Raw genomic sequence first — 19,981 nt, 5'->3', positions numbered from 1 at the left:
GATGCAATGGTGGTGCGCGGCGCAGGGCATCCCGTGGGACTGGTCGTGGCGCCCCTACCCGGGCGTGTGGCTCTTCATCGCACTCCTGTGCTTCGGGTACCGGGCCTTTGCGCGAGGCGCCTCGCCTTCACGCTTCGAGATCGTCCGCTTCGCCAGCGGCGTGCTCGTGCTCTGGGTCGCGCTGGACTGGCCGGTGGGCGCACTGGGCTCGGGGTACCTGGCTTCGGTGCACATGGTGCAGTTCCTCCTCATCGCGCTCCTCGCCCCGCCCCTGCTCATCGCGGGACTGCCGCGCGCGGCGCTGGAGCGCGTGCGCGTCGGCGGGCCGACCTCCCTCCTCGAGTTCCTCACGCGGCCCCTCATCGCGCTGCTCTTCTTCCACACGATCGTCATTGCGACGCACTGGCCGGAAGTCGTGGACGGTCTCATGGCCTCGCAGGCGGGCTCGCTCGCGCTGGACATGGCGTGGCTGGGCGGCGGACTCGCCTTCTGGTGGCCCGTCGTGAGCCCGCGCCCGCACCGGCCGCGTTTTCCGCTTGGCGTGCGGATCTGCTATCTGATCGCGAGCACCGTGTTGATGACGCTGCCGTACGTCTTCCTCACCTTCGCGGAACTCCCCTTCTACGCGACGTACGAACTCGCGCCTCCCGTGGGCGCGCTCTCGGCGGGTGAAGACCAGCGGCTCGCGGGCCTGATCATGCGGATCGGCGGCGGCACGATCCTGTGGTCGGCGGCGGGCGTCGTCTTCTGGTTCTGGTACCGTTCGGAGAACGACGCCGCCGGTTGACGCGCAGCGGGCCGGCTGGCTCGGACGCCGGGTTAGTCGCTCACCTGTCCGGAGACCCAGTCCAGGTAGGGCGCGGAGCCGGCGGGCACGGGGAGAAAGAGGATCTCGGGGACATCGTAGGGATGGAGTTCGCGGACGCGCCTCTCGACCGCGTCGCTGCGGCTGGCGGTCGTCTTGAGGATGCCGAGGGCTTCCGCCTCTTCACACACCGCGCCCTCCCAGCGATACACGGAGGTCACGCGGTCCACGACGTTCAGACAGGCGATGAGCCGTTCTTCGACCAGGGCCCGTCCCAGCCGCACGAGTTGTTCGCGGTCAGGCCCGGTGACGAGCCCGACCACGACGCCGCTCACGGCCGGTCCCGCTCTTTGTCCCGCCCGCTCATGGCGTCCTCGGCCCGCTCGTAGAGCGCTTCGATCGCGCCGGAGAAACGGGCCTCGATCACGCGACGCTTGACCTTGAGCGTCGGCGTCAGTTCCCCGCTCTCGACGGTGAACGGGCCGGGCACGAGAAGCACGTCGCGTGGCCGCTCATAGTGTGCGAGGTCACGGCAGCTTTCGCGCACGGCGCGCTCGATCATGCCGCGCGTCCGGGCGTCGGTGACGAGGTCGGCGTCCGCCGCTTCCTCGACTCCGTGCAACTCCGGACGGACGGCCTCGAATTCCGGCACGACGATGACGATCGGGAACTTTCCCCCGTCGCCCAGCATCACGGCCTCCGCCACCATCGGATGCCGCTTGATCTCGGCCTCGATGGGCTGGGGGGCGATGTTCTTGCCGTAGGCGGTGATGATGAGATCCTTCTTGCGGTCCGTGATCCGGAGGTATCCGTCCTCGTCGATCTCGCCCACATCGCCGGTGTGGAACCAGGCGTCCTCGTCGATGGCTTCGGCCGTCGCTTCGGGCTTGTTGAAGTAGCCCGCCATGATCTGCGGCCCGCGAACGAGGATCTCTCCGTCCCCCGCGATCCGGATCTCGGTGCCGGGGATCGGCTTCCCGACCGTGCCGAGGCGGATCGCATCGAGCGGATTGAAGCTGACGGCGGGCGATGTCTCCGTGAGCCCGTAGCCTTCGACGATGGGCAGGCGCGCCGCGAAGAAGAAGCGGGCCACGGCGGGCGCCAGCGGGGCTCCGCCGCTCACGAAGTACTGGACCCGTCCTCCCGTGCGGGCGCGCAGCTTCGAGAACACGAGGCGGTCGGCGAGCGCGGACTGGAGGCGAAGACCAGACCCGACCGGGCGTCCCTCGAGTTCGGCCATCGCCCGCGCTTCGCCGACGCCGCGCGCCCAATTGAAGATCTTCTGCTTCGCCCCACCCGCCTCCCGGGCGCTGGCTTCGGCCCTCTCGAGCACCTTCTCGAACACGCGCGGGACGGCGGCCATGAAGGTGGGAGAGACTTCGCCGAGATCGCGGGCCACCGTGTTGGGCGACTCCGCGTACGCGACGGTGACGCCGGCTCTCCACATGATGTAGTGACCGACGGTGCGCTCGAACACGTGCGCCAGTGGCAGGAGCGCGAGGGCCACATGGGTGGAGTCGATGGGGAAGACCCGCAGCGCCATGTCCGCGTTCGAATGGAAGTTGGCGTGGGTGAGCATCACCCCCTTCGGGTCGCCGGTCGTGCCCGATGTATAGATGAGCGTCGCCAGGTCCTCCGGACGCGTCGCTCGGGCGTGGGATTCATAGGTCGACGCGAGCGCCTCCGGTGCGGACTCGCCGAGATCGGAGAGGGCATCCAGCTGCATCGTGACGAGCGAGGACCCCCCGGGCGCCGTCACGGCGCCGAACGCGATCACCAGCTCCAGAGCCGGGAGGTCGCCTTCCACCTCCGCGATCTTGTCCAGCTGCTCCTGGTCTTCCACGAACACGGCTCGCGCGCCGGAGTCCGCGAGGATGTAGCGGACCTGGTCGGCGGGGAGCACGGGGTAGACCGGGACGGAGGTGAGCCCGGCCATGACGATGCCCCAGTCCGCCAGGGCCCATTCGAGGCGGGTCTGCGAGAGGATGGCGACGCGGTCGCCCGCTACGAAGCCCTTGGTGCGGAGCCCGAGCGCGATCGCACGGGCGCGGCCCCCGATGTCATCGGTGGAGACCGAAGCCCAGACCCCATCGGATCCACGCGTGCGCGCCGCGTCATCGCGGGGCCGGGAGAGCCCGTCCAGGAAGAGGTCGGCCAACGTGCCGGGCCGATAGTCTTCCGGGAGCGGGCTCGAGGCTTGCACGCCGCTAGTGGGTTGCCGGTTCCGCGACCGGCACACCGAGCCGTTGCAGGGTGCGCCGGGCATGCTCGAGATGCCTCGGTTCCTCCCGGTCCCCGCGCGCGTATGCCAGGAACTCCTGAAGGTGCCGTGAGGCCTCCCGCTCGGCGCCCCTCCTCAACAGCAGGAACGCCAGGCCGTAGTGCGCGGCCGTGCTGCGCGGCCGCTCCTCGAGCGCCGCCCCGTAGGCCCGCACCGCATCATCCGTCAATCCGATGTGCGTATACACCACGGCCATCTGTTCCAACGTGGCCGGATGCCGCGGGTTGTACTTCAGGGAAAGACGAAACGAGGTGAGCGCCTCATGGTAAAGTTCCTGCTGAACGAGCTCCACGCCTTCCTCATAGAAGTCGGGCTGTCCCCGTCGGCGCCTTCCGTCACTGTCCCAGATCTTCCACCACACCATACCACCCTCCCCCGAGCGAGTTGGATCGTACATCTCACTCACACATCTTCCACACATCTGAGTACATCTGGTGACAACAGACAATTATATCGTCTCGTCAAGCGCTGGCAAATCCACACCACGTTCGCCGACCCATACGGTGGGATCGGAGGCGACTTCCGCGAACCCGGACGCGGCGAGCGCGTCGAGGTCCGCCGGGCCCGGGGTCTCCACGACGAGGCGTGCGCCGGGCCGGGCGCAGCGCGCAATCTCGGACGGTTCCAGCACCGTGGGAGCCGCGAGCGCGATGCCGTGAAGGGCGCCCGGGCGCACGGGCCAGCGGTCCGGCGCGGCCCCGAGGAGGGGGTCGACTCCGGCGGCGAGGTCGTCTACGGCCGGCGCCGCCGGAGCTGAAGAGTCTCCGGAGTCCGGCAACCAGGCCAGCACCTCGAGGCGGTCCCCCAGCCGGGCGACAGCGGGCGCGAGCGCGGCAAGTCGAGGTCCCAGGAGCACGACCATGCCGCCCCGTTCGGTCACGCCCAGCAGGGCCGCGAGGCGCAGCGCAGCCTCGGAGGCGGCTTCCCCGTCCGGCCCGGCGGAAGGCGCGATTCCGTCGGCCGGCGCGATTCCGTCGGCCGGGGTGGCCCGCCGCACGGCATCGGACAGATCGAAGCGCATCGTCCCCCGGCGGATGGGCACCTCGATCTCGCACAGGGGACAGCCCAGCCGTCCATCGACCACACGGCGCGATGCCGCCCGATCGACGAAGGCGACGAGGCCGGCCGACGCCCGGCAGTCGGGACAGTCCAGGACTTCAGCCAGTTCGAGAAACATGGTGCCGCCTTCCGCGCCGTCGGGCGGACGCGAAGTCAGGGGCGTCAGGCGTCGCGCGAGTGGGCCAGACGCAGGAACTCCTCGCGCGTCCGGTGGTCCCGCCGGAACAGACCCCGCACGGCGCTCGTGATCGTCTTCGAGTTCTGCTTCTCGACGCCCCGCATCATCATGCACAAGTGAATCGCCTCGACGACGACACCCACGCCCTGCGGCTTGAGGGCGTCTTCGATCGCCTGCGCGATCTCCTCCGTCAGGCGCTCCTGGAGCTGAAGCCGACGGGCGAACACGTCGACGATACGGGGGAACTTGGAGATCCCGACGATCCGGCCGTCCGGGACGTACGCGATGTGCGCCTTGCCGAAGAAGGGGAGCATGTGGTGCTCGCAGAGCGAGTACACTTCTATGTCCTTGACCATCACCATCGAGTCGTGGGGTTCCTCGAAGATCGCCGTCCCGATGACTTCCTCTACGGTCTGTTCGTACCCACGGGTGAGGAACTGCAGGGCGGCCGCCACTCGGGCCGGCGTCCGGACGAGGCCCTCGCGCTCGGTATCCTCGCCGAGCAGTTCGAGCTGTTCGCGCACCAGGCGTTCGAGGGGCTCGACTGTGAGGCGGGACCTCGGATCCAGACTGCGGCGCGCCACGATTTCTTCGCTCAAGACTCCCTCCAATGGACCCTGCGGGGGGGCAACGTCCCCGCGCCCCTCCCGGGATGCAAAAGGGGCGACCCGCAGGTCACCCCTCCTGTAGAACGAGATGCAAGGGGATTTCTTGAAGCCCTCCGCAACACGGTTCGGCCCCTACCATCGGTTTTCGCCGTCCCCGCAGGGCATGACGTCCGCCTCCGGATCGGAGACTCTATGGGCAATTGTTGGCTCAAGAAATATGCCCTTGCATCCGTCTGCAGGAACGTTAGTGCGGCCCCGGCCCTCCGGCAAACCCCTCTCGGCCGCCGCAAGCCGACCCGCGAAACGCCCGGCCCTCGCGGTGGCGCGGGACGGTCGCCGAAGTCATGATCCCTTCCGAACCCGCTCCCCACGGAGGCGCCATGGCCCGCCAACCCGCTCCCCCGCGCTCCCCCGCGTCGTCTCAGGAAGTGACCGACGAACAACTGGACGCGTACATCCACACGCGCCTGGCGCTACTCGGGGTCGATCTCTCCGCGCTCCCCGCCGACGACGAGGATGCGCCGGCCGATCAACGCCGCATCATGGCGTCCGCGCGGCGCTTTCTGAGGTCGACGCCCGCGGCGATCGCCGACTTCGAGTTCGACCCCATGGGGCCGGCGCCGGCGATCTATCCCGCCGAAGTGATCGCGTGGAATCGTGGGTGAGCTGAATCGGCGCCGCTTCCTCGAGCGGATGACGGCGCTGACCGCTACGGCCATGGCGGCGCCCGCGACGCTGTCCGCCGCTCCCGGGGCTCGGCCCGCGGGCGGCGCCCGGATCGGCAGCGCCGCTACCGGGCACGGGGGGCAGCCCGAACCTCTGGAGCTGCCTTCCGCGCACCGGCCGCAACCGACGGATCTCACCGAACTCACACTCGCCGAGGCGGCGCGGGCCCTGCGCGACGGCGAGGTGGGGGCGGTCGAACTCGTGGAGGCGTATTTGGCGCGGATCGGCCGCTGGGACCCGCGCTATCAGGCGTTCAACACGGTGGTTTCCCAGGCGGCGCTCGAGGCGGCCCGGAGCGCCGACCGCACGCGGGGACGGGCGCCGCTGACGGGCGTGCCGCTCGCGATCAAGGACAACTACTTCACGGCCGGCGTCCGCACGACGGCCAACTCGTTCATCTTCGAGGACTTCGTGCCGGATTACGACGCGACCTCGTGGGAGCGGCTGCGCGACGCGGGCGCGATCCTGCTCGGCAAGACCCAGATGGGACCGCTCGCGACGACGGCCGCCTCGACCCCCACGGGAGAACGCACGACGGTGAACGCGTGGGCCCCCTATCATGAGGATGTGAGCCCGGGCGGGTCATCGAGCGGATCGGCGACGGCGGTCGCGGCGCGCATGGCCGCTTCGAGTACGGGCACCCAGACGGGCGGATCGATCACGAACCCCTCGAACGCGCAGGGACTGACGGGCATCAAACCGACGATGGGCCGCGTCTCGCTGCACGGGATTCTCCCCCTCACCTACACGCGCGATCACCCGGGGCCGCTGGCGAGGGACGCGGTCGACGCGGCGCTGATGCTGCAGGTCATGGCGGGCCCCGACCCCGCAGACCCCCGTTCCCTCGGCCTTCCACCGGTCCCCGACTACCTGAGGGCGGTGCGCAAGGGCCAGGGTGCGCTCATGCATCCGGAGCGCGGAGGGGCGGTGCGGATCGGCGTGCTGCCGGGCTATCTCGACGAGCCGGAGCCCCCGGAGGAGCCCGCGCCCGACCCGGACCCCGATGTCGACCGCATCGGCAGCTCGTTCCCGCGGCGGGAGCGCACGCAGGCGGCCTACCGTCGCGAAGTGGCGACGGCGGAGGCCCGGCGGCGCATGCTCGCGACCCTCGAGGATCTGGGCGCGGAAATCGTCGAACTCGACTTCCCGACGCAGTGGGAGACGCTGACCAGCTTCAACTTCAACAACGTGCGGCTCCCGGAGCGCTCCGAGATATTCCTGGAACACCTCCGCGATGACGTGAGGCAGTTCGGCGTCTCGCTCGCTCCGTGGATCAACGGGTTGCTCCTCCCCGCGGCGGAGTACGTCCGGGGCTCGCGGGCCCGGCTCGTCCTCCTGAAGGAAGTGCTGGACGAGGTGTTCGGCCGCTGCGATCTCGTGACGCAGACCGCACCCTACCCCTTCGACATGGTCGGGCTGCCGCTCATCGGCTTTCCCATCGGCTTCGAGGCGGAGTCGACGGGGCATCCGAGACCGATCGGGGGCATGTTCGGCGCGGAGCCCTACGCGGAACACCACCTGCTCTCGGTCCTCGCGGCGTACCAGCGCGCGACGGACTGGCACCTGCGGCGCCCGGAGAACCCGGACGCGCTCCGCCCCGATGAGGGGGGCGAGGGCGGCCCCGGGGCGAGTCCCCAGGCGCGATACGACCTGTTCGACGTGATGGACACGGGGGAGTAGCTACCCCTCCCCCGCGTCGTGTCTTACCAGGCGATGCCGTAGTCGTCGCCATGGTGGCTCGAGCCGCCCCAGAAGGCCCCGTTCGCCCAGTCGAAGAAGATCGCGTTGATCGGACCCGACGTGCGCTCGGAGAAGGTCAGTTCGTAGCCCATCGATTCCAGGGCGGAGCGGATCCAGGGCGGCGTCGCGTCCTGCAGGAGCATCCGTCCCGGGCGCGTCTCATGCTGGCCGAACGAACCGCGCATCTGATAGCTGTTCATGTTCGGCGCCTCGACCGCCTGCTGCACGTTCATGTCCCACTCGACCACGTTCAGGAAGAACTGGAGCAGGTTCTGGTCCTGCCCGTCCCCGCCCTGGACCGCGAAGGAGAGGAAGGGGCGGCCGTCCCTGAGCGCCATGCCCGGCGTGAGCGTGGCGCGGGGGCGCTTCCCGGGTTCGATCACGTTGTACGGATTGTCCGCCTCGTCGAGCACGAAGCTCTGCGCCCGCTGTGAGAGGCCGATGCCGGTTTCCCCGGCGATGACCGCCGGGATCCAGCCGCCCGAAGGCGTGATGGAGACGACCCAGCCCTCGGCGTCCGCCGCCTGCACCGAGGTCGTGCCAAGATAGAAATCTTCGTCGAGCGCCGCGTGATCGCCCAGCGACAGTTCGACTCCCTGTTCCGTCGTGACGGCGGCCCGCGTCCCCCAGCGCTCGAGCAGGTCGGTGAAGGGGTTCTCCTCTCCCTGGAAGGGATAGGGATCGCCGGGCCCGGCGTTCGGATCGTTCCGGTCCCAGTCGATGGCCTCGAGCCGTGCCTTCGCGTAGTCCTTCGACAGGAGTCCCTCGATCGGTTCCGCGGGCGGGAAGTAGGGGTCCCCGTAGTAGAAGTCGCGGTCGGCGAAGGAGAGGTTCATCACCTGATAGAGGGCGTGGAGATAGTTGGCGCTGTTGTACCCCATGCCCTTGAGGTCGAGCTGCTCGGCCATGTTCAGCGCCTGCAGCATGACGGGCCCCTGCACCCAGGTCGTGAGCTTGTAGACGTCGATCCCCTTGTAGCTCGTCGTGACGGGCTCCTCCAGGTACACCTGCCAGTTCGCCATGTCCTCCATCGTGATGAGCGCGCCGGCGGCCCGTGCGCCCGCCACGAAGTCCGCCGCGATCTCTCCCCGGTAGAAGGCGTCGTACGCCGCGTAGATCGCCTCCTTGCGGCTCGCGCCTCCGGCCAGCGCCTCGGCCTCGGCTTCCACCAGACGTTCGAGCGTCCGCTTCAGGCCCGGCTGCCGGAAGATCTCGCCCTCCCGCGGCCCGGGGTTCTCCGCGTCGCCCGGGTGCGTGAAGTACACATCCATCGACGATGGCCACTGCCGAATCTCATCCACCGTATTCCGGATGCGGCGCGCCGCGTCGGCTTCGATCGGGTATCCGTCCGCCATCTCGATCGAGGGCCGGAGGACATCGGCGAGGCTCAGCCGGCCCCATTCGGCGAGCATCGTCATGAGCCCGCCGGGGGTGCCGGGGGTCACGGCCGACAGTGGGCCGAACTCGGGCGGGAAGTTGTCGTGGCCCTCCGCCCGGTAGTGGTCCGGGGTCGCGCCGCTCGGCGCCACGCCGAGCGCGTTGACGCCGATGACGCGCTCTTCTCCCGGATGGTAGATGAGCGCCTGGGTCTCACCTCCCCACGAGAGCACGTCCCACATGGTGGAGGTCGCCGCCAGCATCGCGGCGGCCGCGTCGACCGCGTTTCCGCCCTGGTGGAACATGCGTGCCCCGGCGGTGGCGCCGAGCGGCTTGCCGGTGATCGCCATCCAGTGGCGCCCGTGCAGAACCGGCTTGGCGGTGCGCTGGGCTTCGACGACCGGGGGCAGGGCCAGGAGCAGCAGAGCCGCGAGCGCGACGCGGGACGTCAGGACGTAGCGAGGGAAGCGGGAGCCGAGAGCGACGGACATGATGGAATCCTCCGGGGAAGAACCGCGCGAACCGTCAGCCGAATATGGGCCCCGCCCGCCTCCGGGCGAAAGCCGGGCCCGCGCTACTTCCGGCGCCGGATCCCGCGCCTGAGTGCCGTGGGTTCGGGGCGCTCGACCTTCAACTCCTCCGGTGGCGGCGGCTCGAGCTCGGGTTCGAAGCCGGGGACGACGCGGCGCTCGATCGTCTCGCCCAGCAGGCGCTCGATAGCCCTGATCTCGACCCAGTCGCTGGAGGCCATGAGCGTGATCGCGTCGCCCGTGTCGTCGCCGCGCGCGGTGCGGCCTACGCGGTGCACGTAGTCTCTGGGGTCTTCGGGCACGTCGAAGTTCACGACATGGCGGATACCCCGGATGTCCAGGCCTCTCGCGGCCACATTGGTGGCAACGAGGACGCGGATCGAGCCTTCGCGGAAGCGGCGCAACGCCTTGTCGCGCTGGTCCTGGTGCTTGCCGCCGTGCAGGCCCGCCACCGCGACATCGTGAGACCGCAGATAGTCGGCGAGGTAGGTCGCCGTCACCCGTGTGCGCGTGAAGACGAGCACCTGTCCCTCCGGCCACTCGCCGAGCAGGTGGTGCAGGAGGGCGTGCTTCTGCGACCAGTCCACCGGATGGAGAACCTGGCGGATGCCCTCCGCCGCGGTCTCCCGGCCCACCTTCATCTCTTCGGGATCGGTCATCAGTTCATGGGCGAGCCAGCGGACGCCATCGGGCATCGTCGCCGAGAAGAGGAGCGTCTGCCGGTCGCCAGGTGTGTGGCGCACAATTTGCTTGACGTCGTCGATGAACCCCATGTCGAGCATGCGGTCGGCTTCGTCGAGCACGAGAACCTCGACGCGGGACAGGTCCGCGTTCCCGCGCTTGACGTGGTCGAGCAACCGGCCCGGCGTGGCGACGAGCACGTCGCACCCGAACGAGAGTTCCGCTGTTTCGGGCCCGAGCGGGGTGCCGCCGTGGACGACGACGGACTCGATCGAGGAGACCGCGCCGTATGTCTTTACCGCGGCGCCGACCTGCTGTGCCAGTTCACGTGTCGGCGTGATGACGAGGCCTCGCGGGGCGATGGACGGCTCCGTGGCCGCGAGCCGTTGCACGGCCGGCAGGGTGAAGGCCGCCGTCTTGCCGGTGCCCGTGTGGGCGGTGCCGAGAACATCGTGGCCGGCGAGGATGGCGGGGATCGCCTGGCGCTGAATCTCGGTGGGCTCGACGTAGCCCGCCCTTGCCACCGACTCGACGAGATCGGAGGAGAGCCCGAGTTCGGCGAAGGGGTGCCCCTCCTCACTCACGTGCGTACCGTCTCATGAGTCGCGGGGCGCAGGGGGCGGACCGCCGGATCAGCGTGGATTTCTTCGAGAGCGGGCAGGATGACCAGACTTCGTTTCGCCATGGAATCGGACAGACGTCGGGTGCTCGCCCGACGAAGCATGCATCGCCACGGTGGGGCGCGCGAAGCCTCTTCGCAAGACGGAGGGGGACCCGGGCGGCGGACAGTCGTCCTTCTCGCCGCGCTCGTGATGTGCCTCCCCCTGGGCCTGTCGAGTGGCTGTCGGCCGGCCCCGGAGGGACCGCGCCCGCCCCGGATTCCGACGGAGCAGGCGACGCTCGATGCGGCTTCGGCGGCCCCCGACCCGGGGATCGAACTCCGGCGCCCGGCGGACCGCACCGGGTTCGATATCGCGCACTATCGGCTCGAACTCGACCTCTCGCGTCCCGCCTCGGGGGCGTTCGGCGCCGTGGCGACACTTCGCGGCGCACTGGGCGCGGGAGCGGACCGGGTGGACCTCGACTTCATCGGACTGACGGTGGCGTCCGTGACGATGGATGGCGTGGCCGTCGAGTTCGGGCGCGGCGGCTCGGTGCTCACGGTGGGGCCGTTCGAGGCGGCCGCCGCCGAGGTGGAGCGCGAGATCCGCATCGAATACGGGGGCGCCCCCGAGAACGGCCTCTTCTTCGGCGAGGATCGCAACGGCGAGCCGGCCGTGTTCGCGGACAACTGGCCCAACCGCGCCCGGTGGTGGTTCCCCTCCAACGATCACCCTCTGGACAAGGCCACCGCCCGCTTCGAGGTGCTGGCGCCGGAGGGGTACGAGGTCATCGCGAACGGGCGTCTCGTGGAGACGCGTCCAGGGGCGGAGGGAGGGACGGTATGGGTCTGGGAGACGGATCCCGGCGCGCCGATCCCTTCCTATACGATGGTCGTGGGGATGGCACGCTTCGAGCGTCGGCCCCTCGGCGGGGCGGGCTGCGGGCTTTCCCCGGCGGCGCCCCGCCCCGAAGGAGGGGGGGAGGTCTGCGCGGCCGTGTCCGTGTGGGCGCTGGCGGGCGATGGCGACTACGGGGCCGAGCGCTTCTCGCGCGCACCGGACATGCTCGACTTCTACACCGAGCTGATCGGGCCGTATCCGTACGAGAAACTCGCCCATGTGGAGTCGTCGACCCGCTTCGGGGGCATGGAGAACTCGAGCGCGATCTTCTACGGGCGCGGCGCCTGGGAGGAGCGGCGCATGGGCGAGGGGGTCATCGCGCACGAGACCGCGCACCAGTGGTTCGGCGACGCGGTGAGCCCGGCGTCCTGGAGCCACCTGTGGGTCAGCGAGGGATTCGCGAGCTACTTCGGCCCGCTCTACTTCGAGGCCCGGGACGGGACGGAGGCATTTCAGGCGCTCATGCGCGCGAGCCGCGAGGTCGCGGTGGGGTCGGACGTCGTGGGGCAGGCGATCGTCGACTCCAGCTCCAACCAGCTCTTCGATCTGTTGAACCGGAACAACTACCAGAAGGGCGCCTGGGTCCTCCACATGTTGCGCCATCAGGTCGGGGACGAGGCGTTCTTCCGCGGGATCCGCGACTACTACGGTAGCCATCTCCACGACGTGGCCCTGACCGGCGACGTGCGGGCGGCGTTCGAGCGTGCCTCGGGCCGTGAGCTGGGCTGGTTCTTCGACCAGTGGGTCCACGGGCCCGGGCACCCGCGACTCGAGGTGGAATGGGGCTCGGAGGCGGAGGATCTCGTGCTCTCGATCCGTCAGGTGCAGCCGGCGGAGTGGCCGGCGTTCACGCTCGATCTCGAGTTCGAGGTCGAGGGGGGCGGGGCCGATGGCCGTCGCGCGAGCGTGCGCGTCGACTCGCGGGAGGCCACGCTGCGGATTCCGGGCGCCGCGGGGGCCGACGGCGTGCGCTTCGACCCCGACGTCAGCGTGCTCGCGACGGCCGAACTGCGGCGGCGCTGACCGGGCGGGCGCCACGGGCGGCCCCCGGGCCGCCGAGCGACAGGTCGCACGCCAGGAGGTCGTCGTCCGTCTCGCGGCGAACCACCTCCCGCGCCGCGCCGTCCCGCACGAAGACGACGGCGGGGCGTCCGACCCCGTTGTACCGGCTCGACATCGCGAACACGTAGGCGCCCGTGCCCGGGATGGCGAGCACGTCGCCCACCTCCGTGTCGCCGGGCAGCGCCGCCGACGGCGCGACCACGTCGCCCGATTCGCAATGCCGTCCCACGACCCGGAACGTCCGGTCCGCTTCGCCGCTGGCGCGCGACACGTTGAGCACCTCGTAACTCGCCCCGTACAGCGACGGGCGCGGGTTGTCCGACAGTCCGCCGTCCACGGCCAGCGCCTCCCCCGCCCCGTCGAGAGGCTTGCGGGCGTGAATCGTGTAGAGAGTGAGGCCGGCGTTCGCGATCACGGACCGGCCCGGTTCGACGATGAGCCGATACGCGCCAAGCCGCGCCTCCGCCCCGGACCGATGGAGACCGGCCATCAGCGCTTCGGCGTACCGCCGCGGAGAAGGCACCTCTTCCCCGACGCGGTAGGGCGCGGCCAGTCCTCCCCCGAGATCCAGTTCAACCGTCTCGGGAAAACAGAGCCGCAGCGGCGCCACGAAGTCCACCGCCGCCGCCGCGACCCGGGAGAAGAGCGCGGGATCCCGAATCTGGCTGCCCGCGTGGATGTGAACGCCCGCCAGGCACCACTCTCCCGCGCCCGCGATTCGGCGCGCGACGGACGCCGCGACGGCCGGCGACATCCCGAAATGGGTGCCCGGCCCCACGGTCCGCACCTTCTCGTGGGTTTCCGGGGTCAGGTCCACGTTCAGTCGCACGAGCAGGTCGGGACGATGGCCGGCCCCGACCGCGGCGGCGGCTCTCCGGAGGTCATTGACCTCGTCCGGATGGTCGATGACGATCCGCCCCACCCCGTACGCGATGGCCCGTTCCAGCTCGGCGGCCGACTTGGCGTTCCCGTGCAGGATGACGTTCTCCATCGAGAAGCCGGCTCGCCGCACGAGTTCGAGTTCCCCGCCGGAGACGACGTCGACGAGCCAGCCATCCCGGGCCAGGAGCCGCACGAGGGCCCCGCACAGGAACGCCTTGCCGGCGTAGGTCAGCCCCGTGGCCGGCCCGAATGCGGCGCGGAAGCGGGCGAGACGGTTCTCGAGGTGACGTTGGTCGATGACGACCAGCGGCGTGCCGAAGCGCGCGGCGATGTCCGCCAGGGCCAGTCCGCCGACGTGCGCTCGCCCCTCGCTCTCCGTCCAGGAGACGGGCAGAACGCGGTTCACATCAGCGCGCCGACGACGGCGAAGCCCACTGTCGCGACCCCTCCCGCGGTGAGTGCGTACGGAATCTGCGTGCGCACGTGCTCGATATGGTCGGTGGCCGAAGCGAGCGACGCGATGATCGTCGTATCGCTGATCGGGCTGCAGTGGTCACCGAAGATGCCCCCCGACAGCACCGCCGCCACGAAGGGGGCGGGCGGCAGACCGAGGGCGTTCGCGAGAGGTATGGCCACCGCGAGCATGATCGCGAACGTCCCCCAGCTGCTCCCGGTGGCGAAGGCGATCCCGCCCGTGACGATGAACACCAGCGGCAACAGCACCATGAGCGGGAAGCTGTCTCCGACGACGCCCGCCGCGTAGAGACCCGTCCCCAGCGACCGCGTTACGTCGCCCAGCGACAGCGCGAGCCAGAGCACGACCGCCATTCCGGTGAGCGCCGCCGCCCCCTTCAGACCGACTCGGCTCAGCGCCTCGAGGTCGAGTGAGCGCTGGGCCAGGGCGAGTACCCATGCGAGGCCCAGCCCCACGAGCACGGCCCACAGCACGCTCGTCGTGCCGGAACCGTCGGCAATGGTTCCGCCCCCGGTGATCCACATGAAGACGGGCATGGAGACGACCATGGCCGCGATCGGGATCAGCATGTTGCGAGGCTTGAGCGCGACGCCCTCGGCCGGCGGCGGCGCGATCTCCTCCGGGTCTGCGAGCGCCACGGCGTGGTCCCAGTGGAGACGCCCGTCCCGCGTGCGCGCCTCGGCCTTCTTCATCGGGCCCCAGTTCCAGCCCCGGAAGGCGGTCAGGCCCGCGAGCACCAGAGCCGCGACGGCGTAGATGTTGAGCGGAATCGCGATGAGAAAGACGCCGAGCGGGTTGGCCACGCCCTGCTCGGTCAGGATCCCCAGAACCAGCGCGCCCCACGCGTTGAACGGGATGAGGATACAGACGGGCGCCGAGGTGGAGTCGACGATGTAGGCCAGCTTCTCCCGCGAGATCCTGAAGCGGTCGAAGAGGGGCCGCGACACGGAGCCCGCGACGAGGATCGTGAGGTTCGATTCGATGAACACGACGATCCCGATCAGCCACGCCATGACCTGGGCGCGCCGGGCGTTGGTCACCCAGCGGGCCTCCTCGACCCAGCGCACGAAGCCGCGCATGCCGCCGTTCGCCTCCACCGTCGCGATGAGGGCGCCGATGAGGAAGGTGAAGACGATGACCCGCGCGTTGCCCGCATCGCGGAGTACGCCGATCGCACCATCAATCGCGCTTGCGGCCCCGGTGGCCGGGTTCCAGCCGGAGAGGATCGTATGGCCGAGCCAGATGCCGGCCGCCAGGGAGAGGAACACCTGACGCGTGTAGATCGCGAGTCCGATGGCCAGCAACGGCGGTAGGAGCGACGCGAAGCCGTACGTACCGACTTCCTGGAGAGCGATTTCGACCATTCACATCCTCCTGGTCTTGCCACGGACTGGCGAATCCGTGACAGGCAGCTCAGCGCTTCGAGACCCAGCGGCTCCGTCGATCGTAAAACCTGAGGGGTTGATCCGCCGCGCGCGAGATCCCGATGCGCGTCGTCACCTCCACCTCCGCGTCAGGGACGGACTCTCCCCAGTGCAGGGAGAGCGGGGGATGGTCGAGCCGATGCCCCTGCAGTTCGGGGCCTACCGCGAGCGCCTGTGCGAGGCGGGCCGGGCCGTTCGTCAGTTCGGCGCGGCCGCGCCGATGACGCATGACATCGAGCCCCTCTGCCGGCTCGACCGCCCGCAGGAGAACCCCGGCCGGGAAGCCCTCCGGTCCGGTCACCACGTTCAGAAGCCAGTGGATGCCGTAGTTGCGGTGGATGTAGGCGGTGCCGGGGGGTCCGAACAGGGGAGCATTCCGCGCCGTGCGGCCGATCCGCGCGGCCGCGTGACAGGCCTCGTCCTCGGGCCCGGTGTAGGCTTCCGTCTCGACGATCCGGCCCGCCGTCCGCTCGCCGGCGCAATCGGAGCGCACGGTGCAGCCGAGTAGCGCCCGCGCCACCTCGACCGCGGGGCGCGTCAAAAAGTCGGCACCGATCGGCCCGGACCCGAGGCCCGGGCCGGCCGGGTCGTTCAGCTCTCGCGCTCCAGCCGCCGGGCTTCGCGGACGACCTTCGCCCGTCCCTCGGAGAGCACTTCGTTCAGGCGCGCAGGCTCCGAGTCGATGACCTCGAACACGCGGTCGCCGAAATGCTCGACGAGCACCTCGGCGGTCCGCTTCCCGACGCCCGCGTAGTTGCGGACCATGTGCCCGATGGGGCCTCCGGCCGGCTTCGCGGCCGGCTTCGCGGACCCGGTGGCCGACTTTCCGCCGTCCCCGGCCGGGCGGGCCGCGGGCCGGCTACGAGCCGGAGCGTCCGTGCGCTTCGCATCCTTCTTCGCCTTGCTCGTGGCGGGTTCCTCGTCGGTGATCGGGCCGATACGAGGCGCGCCCGCCGTCTTGGCCGCGCCCGGCGCGGCCGGCCGCCCGCGGGACCCCGACCGGTAGCGTCCCAGCGTGCGCCGGGCAGGCGTCTTCTCCCGGGCCTTCTCCCGGGCGCCAGGCTGGCTCTCTCGCCCTGCCGGCTCGCGCTTCGGCGCCGACGCCGCGGGCTCCTTCTTCGGGGGCGTCTTCTCGCGCTTCGGTGCCGAGGCCCGCTGCTCCTGCCCCCTGGGCGCGCCGCGGCGCTCGTCGGAGGCGCCACGTCGGCGATCGGGCCGACGCTGATCGGGCCGACTCTTCGCGGGCGCCTGCGAACCCTGTGCGCCCGACGGCTCCTCCGCGGGCCGTTCAGTGCGCGGCGGCGCAGCCTGCCGCTCCCGGGGCGGCGCCTCCCGCTCTCTCGGCGCCCGCGCCCTGGTCGCCGGGGATGATGGCGCCCGGCGGGAGGCCGGCGTGCTTGGGGGGGTCGCCTTGCTCCTGGGCTCCGGCTTGCTCCTGGGCTCTGGCTTGCTGGAGGGTGCCGCCTTGCTCTTGGGCGCCTCCTCGCTCTTGGGCGCCGGCCCAAGCCCGAAGCGGCCCAGCGTCTTGCGTGCGGCCCTGGCGGCCGCGGACAGCGCGGACCGCCCGCCCCCGTCGTCCCCGCTCTCGGGTGCGGTCGGCTTCGCTCCGCGCGCGGGCGCGGCCGGCGCGTCGACGACGGTCAGGTAGCTGTTGCCGTCCTCGTGCCGGGCCATCCGGACGACACCCGCGTCGTGCGCGGCACGCAGGAAGAGGCTGAACTTGCTGAAGCCGAAGGCGCCCTCATCGAACGTGGCGTCGTACTGCAGGAGCTTGCGCTTGGCCATGGAGTCGCGGACGGGCGATCCGTCCCGCGAGAGTTCGGCCACCGCGCGCTTGAGCGCTGCATAGGCACCCTCGACGGCGGTTCCCGAAGGATCCTTGGTCTTGGCCGTCATCTTCGCCTTCGCCTGCGCGGCCGGTTTCCCGCTCTTCGCGGGTGCCCGCTTTTCAGCGGCTTTCGGCGCGGCTGCACGGCCGCGGCTGGAACCTCCGCGGCGTCCTCGCCGACTCCGGCTCCTGGGCGCCGCAGTCTCCCCCCTGGAGGATACCGCGCCGCCACCCGCCGCTGCGGCCGCCGCCGCGCCCGAAGCCGGGCCGACATCATACTGGCCGTTTTCGCGCTTGTGCAGCACGATCCGCTCGCGCTTGGCCGCTTCACTCAGAAAGCGGTTGAACCGGGAGAAACCGGCGGTTTTCTCGTCGAAGCCCGGATCCATCTCCAGCATCACCTGCTTCAGGCGATCCGACCGCATGACGTCACCGCGCTCGGACATCAGCGCGACGGCCTTGCTCGTCAACTCCCACGGGTCGTGCTTCTCGGTCTGCGTTTCGTCGGCCGACTGGAGTCCCGACACCCGGTTGTAGCTGTAGTACTCGTCGCAGTTCTGGACGAGGATGTCGGATGCGGACTCCTGGAGTCCGACGCCGATCACGTATTTCCCGTACTCCTTCAGCTTGAGGACGAGACTCGAGAAGTCGGAGTCCCCCGAGAAGAGAATGAAGGTCGCGATCTCGGGGCGCGTAAACACCAGTTCGAGCGCGTCGATCGCGAGCCGGATATCGGTGGCGTTCTTCTTCGACGAGCCATAGGCGGGCGCGAAGATGAGGTCGATCGAGGACTCGGAGAGCGGCACGATGTACTGGGGATACCGCCGCCAGTCCGCATAGGCGCGCTGGACGGCCACCTTGCCGCGGATGATGTCCGAGTCGAGGAAGTTTCGGAGTTCCTGGCCCAGGTTGGACCGGATCCCCATGGTGACGTTGTCGAAATCGATGAGAAGCGCCGCGGCGTCTGCCATATCGGCGGAGGGGCGCCGGTGAGGCGCCCGCGTGTACAAGTCGTTCATGTCCTCTTGTTCCGTTCGTTGTCCCGAACGGTCCGGTGAGGCCCCTCTGCCTCGCCCCCGGTGGCGGGGGGGATGGTGAGAGGGGTCTACGGAAGACCGTTCGCGTTTTCGCCGGTCCGGTCGCGGGCCCTTTTGCCCGACGACCGCCGCAGCGATCTGATCCGGCAGCCCGTGGCTGCCTGTTACTGGTCGGCCTCCGCGCGTATGACGCGGGCCAGGCTCACGCGGCGCGCTTGAGCGCTGGAGGCCTCCGGAAACTCATCCAGAAAGTGAATAAGATCCGGCACTCTGTACTCTGCCAGAGACTCGTGGCAGAAATCGCGGATTTCGTCGGCCGTGATCAGGGCCCCTTCGGCGGTGATCACGCAGGCGCAGATGAGTTCACCCAGCACGTCGTTGGGGATCCCGAGAACCACCGCTTCTTCCACCGCGGGGTGGGACCGGAGCTGCGCTTCGATTTCGGCGGGGTGGATGCTGTTGCCCCCGCGAAGAATCACGTCGCTCAGTCGACCGACGATATGCAGGTAACCCTCGGGGTCGACCATCGCAAGGTCGCCGGTCTTCAGAAAACCGTCTTCCGTCATGGTCTTCCGGGTCTGGCCGGGCTGGCGAAAGTACCCGTGCATCACGTTGAACCCTCTCACGGCGAGTTCGCCCACGGACTCGGTGGGGAGTTCCGCGCCGGCATCGTCGAGCACCTTGAGTTCGACGCCCTCGAGCGGGCGACCCACCGTGTGGGCCCGCTTGGACTCCGGATCCGAGGGGGTGGTGATCGAGACCGTGGGAGAGGTCTCGGTGAGACCGTAGGCGATCTCGAGATCGGGAATCAGACGACGGCGCACATCGCGCACGAGGTCGTCGCCGACCGGGGCGCCCGCGATGACGCCGGTGCGCAGGGAGTCGGGACGGGCCCCGCCGCGTGCCAGCGCCCGCAGCATCATCACGAACATGGTCGGGACCCCGTGTACGACCGTGGCCTCGTGCTCCGTCGCGAGCGCGAGCGCGCCCGCCGCGCCGAAGGTCTCCTGGAGCACGAGCGCCCCCCCGGTACCGAGCGTCATGAACAGGGCGGTGAGTCCGAAAATGTTCGGCAGCGGGACGATGCACAGCGTTCGGTCGTCGCTGTCCAGCCCCATCCGCCCGGCGGTCGCGAGCGCGGTCCGCACCAGGTTGTCGTGGGTGAGGACGACCCCCTTCGGAGCCCCGGTGGTTCCGGACGTGTACAGGATGGCACAGGGGTCCCGCTGCGGGTCCACTTCCGCCGGCGGGATCTCCCGGCCGCGGCCGGTCGCGATGAGGTCCTCGAACTGGAAGATCCGGTCATCATACCAGAGATCCTCTTCCCCGACCGTCACCACGTACTGAAGGTCCGGCAGCCGGGTGAGGAGGTTCTCGAAACGCTGGAGATAGTCCACGCCGTCCCAGTCCTCCGCCGAGATGGCGACGGCAGCCTCGGAATTCCGCAGCATGAAGCGCAGTTCGCGGGCCGAACAGTTCGGACTGATGGGCACGAGGACGGCGCCCGCTTCCGCGACCGCGAGGGCGGAGATCACGAACTCGGGCCAGTTGGGCAACTGCACGGCGACGCGGTCCCCCGGCTCGACGCCCAGGTTGTGAAGCCCCACCGCCAGGGCGCGCGCCTGCGCTGCGACGCGGGAGTAGCTCCACGACCCGTCCCCCGCCTGTATGCACGGCGCGTGGGGGCTCGACTCCGCTTGTCGGGCGAAGAGGTCGGCGACGCTGAGCGTGGAGTTCTGTGACGGTTCGGCTGGGGTCACTTACTGCCGGTTCGGTGTATGGGTGC

General features: G+C 69.9%; 16 protein-coding genes. 4 read left to right on the top strand and 12 right to left on the bottom strand.

Annotated elements, in window-relative coordinates:
- Position 1 precedes the first annotated feature (1 nt).
- Positions 2–787, top strand: coding sequence for a cytochrome c oxidase assembly protein (locus tag ACOOGH_RS00540; RefSeq protein WP_420447061.1), 786 nt, complete (start codon positions 2–4; stop codon positions 785–787).
- A gap of 32 nt (positions 788–819) precedes the next feature.
- Here the strand turns inward: ACOOGH_RS00540 and cutA are convergent, their stop codons facing one another.
- From cutA to folE, 5 genes are all read right to left on the bottom strand, one after another.
- Positions 820–1,140: a divalent-cation tolerance protein CutA gene (gene cutA / locus ACOOGH_RS00535; RefSeq protein ID WP_420447060.1), complete on the bottom strand. Its 321-nt coding sequence runs from the start codon at positions 1,138–1,140 to the stop codon at positions 820–822.
- Positions 1,137–3,008: an AMP-dependent synthetase/ligase gene (locus ACOOGH_RS00530; protein ID WP_420447059.1), complete on the bottom strand. Its 1,872-nt coding sequence runs from the start codon at positions 3,006–3,008 to the stop codon at positions 1,137–1,139. Before ACOOGH_RS00530 ends, cutA begins: the two co-directional genes overlap by 4 nt.
- Before the next feature lie 4 nt (positions 3,009–3,012).
- On the bottom strand, positions 3,013–3,450 hold the full coding sequence (locus tag ACOOGH_RS00525; protein WP_420447058.1) for a tetratricopeptide repeat protein: 438 nt from the start codon (positions 3,448–3,450) through the stop codon (positions 3,013–3,015).
- Between the two features lie 84 nt (positions 3,451–3,534).
- Positions 3,535–4,263, bottom strand: a complete 729-nt coding sequence (locus ACOOGH_RS00520) for a hypothetical protein (protein ID WP_420447057.1) — start codon at positions 4,261–4,263, stop codon at positions 3,535–3,537.
- 44 nt (positions 4,264–4,307) lie between these two features.
- Positions 4,308–4,922: a GTP cyclohydrolase I FolE gene (gene folE / locus ACOOGH_RS00515; protein ID WP_420447056.1), complete on the bottom strand. Its 615-nt coding sequence runs from the start codon at positions 4,920–4,922 to the stop codon at positions 4,308–4,310.
- Between the two features lie 389 nt (positions 4,923–5,311).
- Here folE and ACOOGH_RS00510 point away from each other — a divergent pair, with 389 nt between their 5' ends.
- Together ACOOGH_RS00510 and ACOOGH_RS00505 are read left to right on the top strand one after the other, a co-directional pair.
- Entirely contained in the window at positions 5,312–5,596 is a 285-nt protein-coding gene (locus tag ACOOGH_RS00510) for a hypothetical protein (protein WP_420447055.1), read from the top strand.
- Positions 5,589–7,337: an amidase gene (locus ACOOGH_RS00505; protein WP_420447054.1), complete on the top strand. Its 1,749-nt coding sequence runs from the start codon at positions 5,589–5,591 to the stop codon at positions 7,335–7,337. Before ACOOGH_RS00510 ends, ACOOGH_RS00505 begins: the two co-directional genes overlap by 8 nt.
- Before the next feature lie 23 nt (positions 7,338–7,360).
- Here ACOOGH_RS00505 and ACOOGH_RS00500 read toward each other — a convergent pair whose 3' ends face one another.
- Entirely contained in the window at positions 7,361–9,265 is a 1,905-nt protein-coding gene (locus tag ACOOGH_RS00500) for a gamma-glutamyltransferase family protein (protein WP_420447053.1), read from the bottom strand.
- An 83-nt stretch (positions 9,266–9,348) separates the two neighbouring features.
- A complete protein-coding gene (locus tag ACOOGH_RS00495) occupies positions 9,349–10,569 on the bottom strand; it encodes a DEAD/DEAH box helicase (protein ID WP_420447052.1) in 1,221 nt (406 codons plus the stop codon).
- Between the two features lie 78 nt (positions 10,570–10,647).
- Here ACOOGH_RS00495 and ACOOGH_RS00490 point away from each other — a divergent pair, with 78 nt between their 5' ends.
- Complete coding sequence (locus ACOOGH_RS00490) at positions 10,648–12,510, top strand: M1 family metallopeptidase (RefSeq protein ID WP_420447051.1); 1,863 nt, start codon at positions 10,648–10,650, stop codon at positions 12,508–12,510.
- On the opposite strand, the gene lysA is transcribed toward ACOOGH_RS00490, so the two are convergent.
- From lysA to ACOOGH_RS00465, 5 genes are all read right to left on the bottom strand, one after another.
- Positions 12,473–13,837, bottom strand: a complete 1,365-nt coding sequence (gene lysA, locus ACOOGH_RS00485) for a diaminopimelate decarboxylase (RefSeq protein WP_420447050.1) — start codon at positions 13,835–13,837, stop codon at positions 12,473–12,475. The genes ACOOGH_RS00490 and lysA overlap by 38 nt on opposite strands.
- Positions 13,834–15,270 carry a Na+/H+ antiporter NhaC family protein gene (locus ACOOGH_RS00480; protein ID WP_420447049.1) on the bottom strand — a complete coding sequence of 479 codons (1,437 nt, stop codon included), beginning with the start codon at positions 15,268–15,270 and terminating at the stop codon, positions 13,834–13,836. The genes lysA and ACOOGH_RS00480 overlap by 4 nt, the downstream gene beginning before the upstream one ends.
- Before the next feature lie 49 nt (positions 15,271–15,319).
- Entirely contained in the window at positions 15,320–15,871 is a 552-nt protein-coding gene (locus ACOOGH_RS00475; protein ID WP_420447048.1) for a DNA-3-methyladenine glycosylase, read from the bottom strand.
- Positions 15,872–15,921: 50 nt separating this feature from the next.
- Entirely contained in the window at positions 15,922–18,177 is a 2,256-nt protein-coding gene (locus ACOOGH_RS00470) for an NYN domain-containing protein (protein WP_420447047.1), read from the bottom strand.
- A gap of 182 nt (positions 18,178–18,359) precedes the next feature.
- A complete protein-coding gene (locus ACOOGH_RS00465) occupies positions 18,360–19,955 on the bottom strand; it encodes a class I adenylate-forming enzyme family protein (RefSeq protein ID WP_420447046.1) in 1,596 nt (531 codons plus the stop codon).
- Positions 19,956–19,981 lie beyond the last annotated feature (26 nt).

The sequence above is a fragment of the Candidatus Palauibacter sp. genome (assembly GCF_965213655.1).
Taxonomy (GTDB): Bacteria; Gemmatimonadota; Gemmatimonadetes; order Palauibacterales; family Palauibacteraceae; genus Palauibacter.
This window is presented reverse-complemented; position numbering and strand designations above follow the sequence as displayed.

What these genes read in the sequence shown, in the direction of transcription:
- ACOOGH_RS00540 (WP_420447061.1), top strand. Translation starts at nt 2, where the DNA reads ATGCAATGGTGGTGCGCGGCGCAGGGCATCCCGTGGGACTGGTCGTGG.
- ACOOGH_RS00525 (WP_420447058.1), bottom strand. Translation starts at nt 3,450, where the DNA reads ATGGTGTGGTGGAAGATCTGGGACAGTGACGGAAGGCGCCGACGGGGA.
- ACOOGH_RS00520 (WP_420447057.1), bottom strand. Translation starts at nt 4,263, where the DNA reads ATGTTTCTCGAACTGGCTGAAGTCCTGGACTGTCCCGACTGCCGGGCG.
- ACOOGH_RS00510 (WP_420447055.1), top strand. Translation starts at nt 5,312, where the DNA reads ATGGCCCGCCAACCCGCTCCCCCGCGCTCCCCCGCGTCGTCTCAGGAA.
- ACOOGH_RS00500 (WP_420447053.1), bottom strand. Translation starts at nt 9,265, where the DNA reads ATGTCCGTCGCTCTCGGCTCCCGCTTCCCTCGCTACGTCCTGACGTCC.
- ACOOGH_RS00490 (WP_420447051.1), top strand. Translation starts at nt 10,648, where the DNA reads ATGACCAGACTTCGTTTCGCCATGGAATCGGACAGACGTCGGGTGCTC.
- ACOOGH_RS00480 (WP_420447049.1), bottom strand. Translation starts at nt 15,270, where the DNA reads ATGGTCGAAATCGCTCTCCAGGAAGTCGGTACGTACGGCTTCGCGTCG.
- ACOOGH_RS00470 (WP_420447047.1), bottom strand. Translation starts at nt 18,177, where the DNA reads ATGAACGACTTGTACACGCGGGCGCCTCACCGGCGCCCCTCCGCCGAT.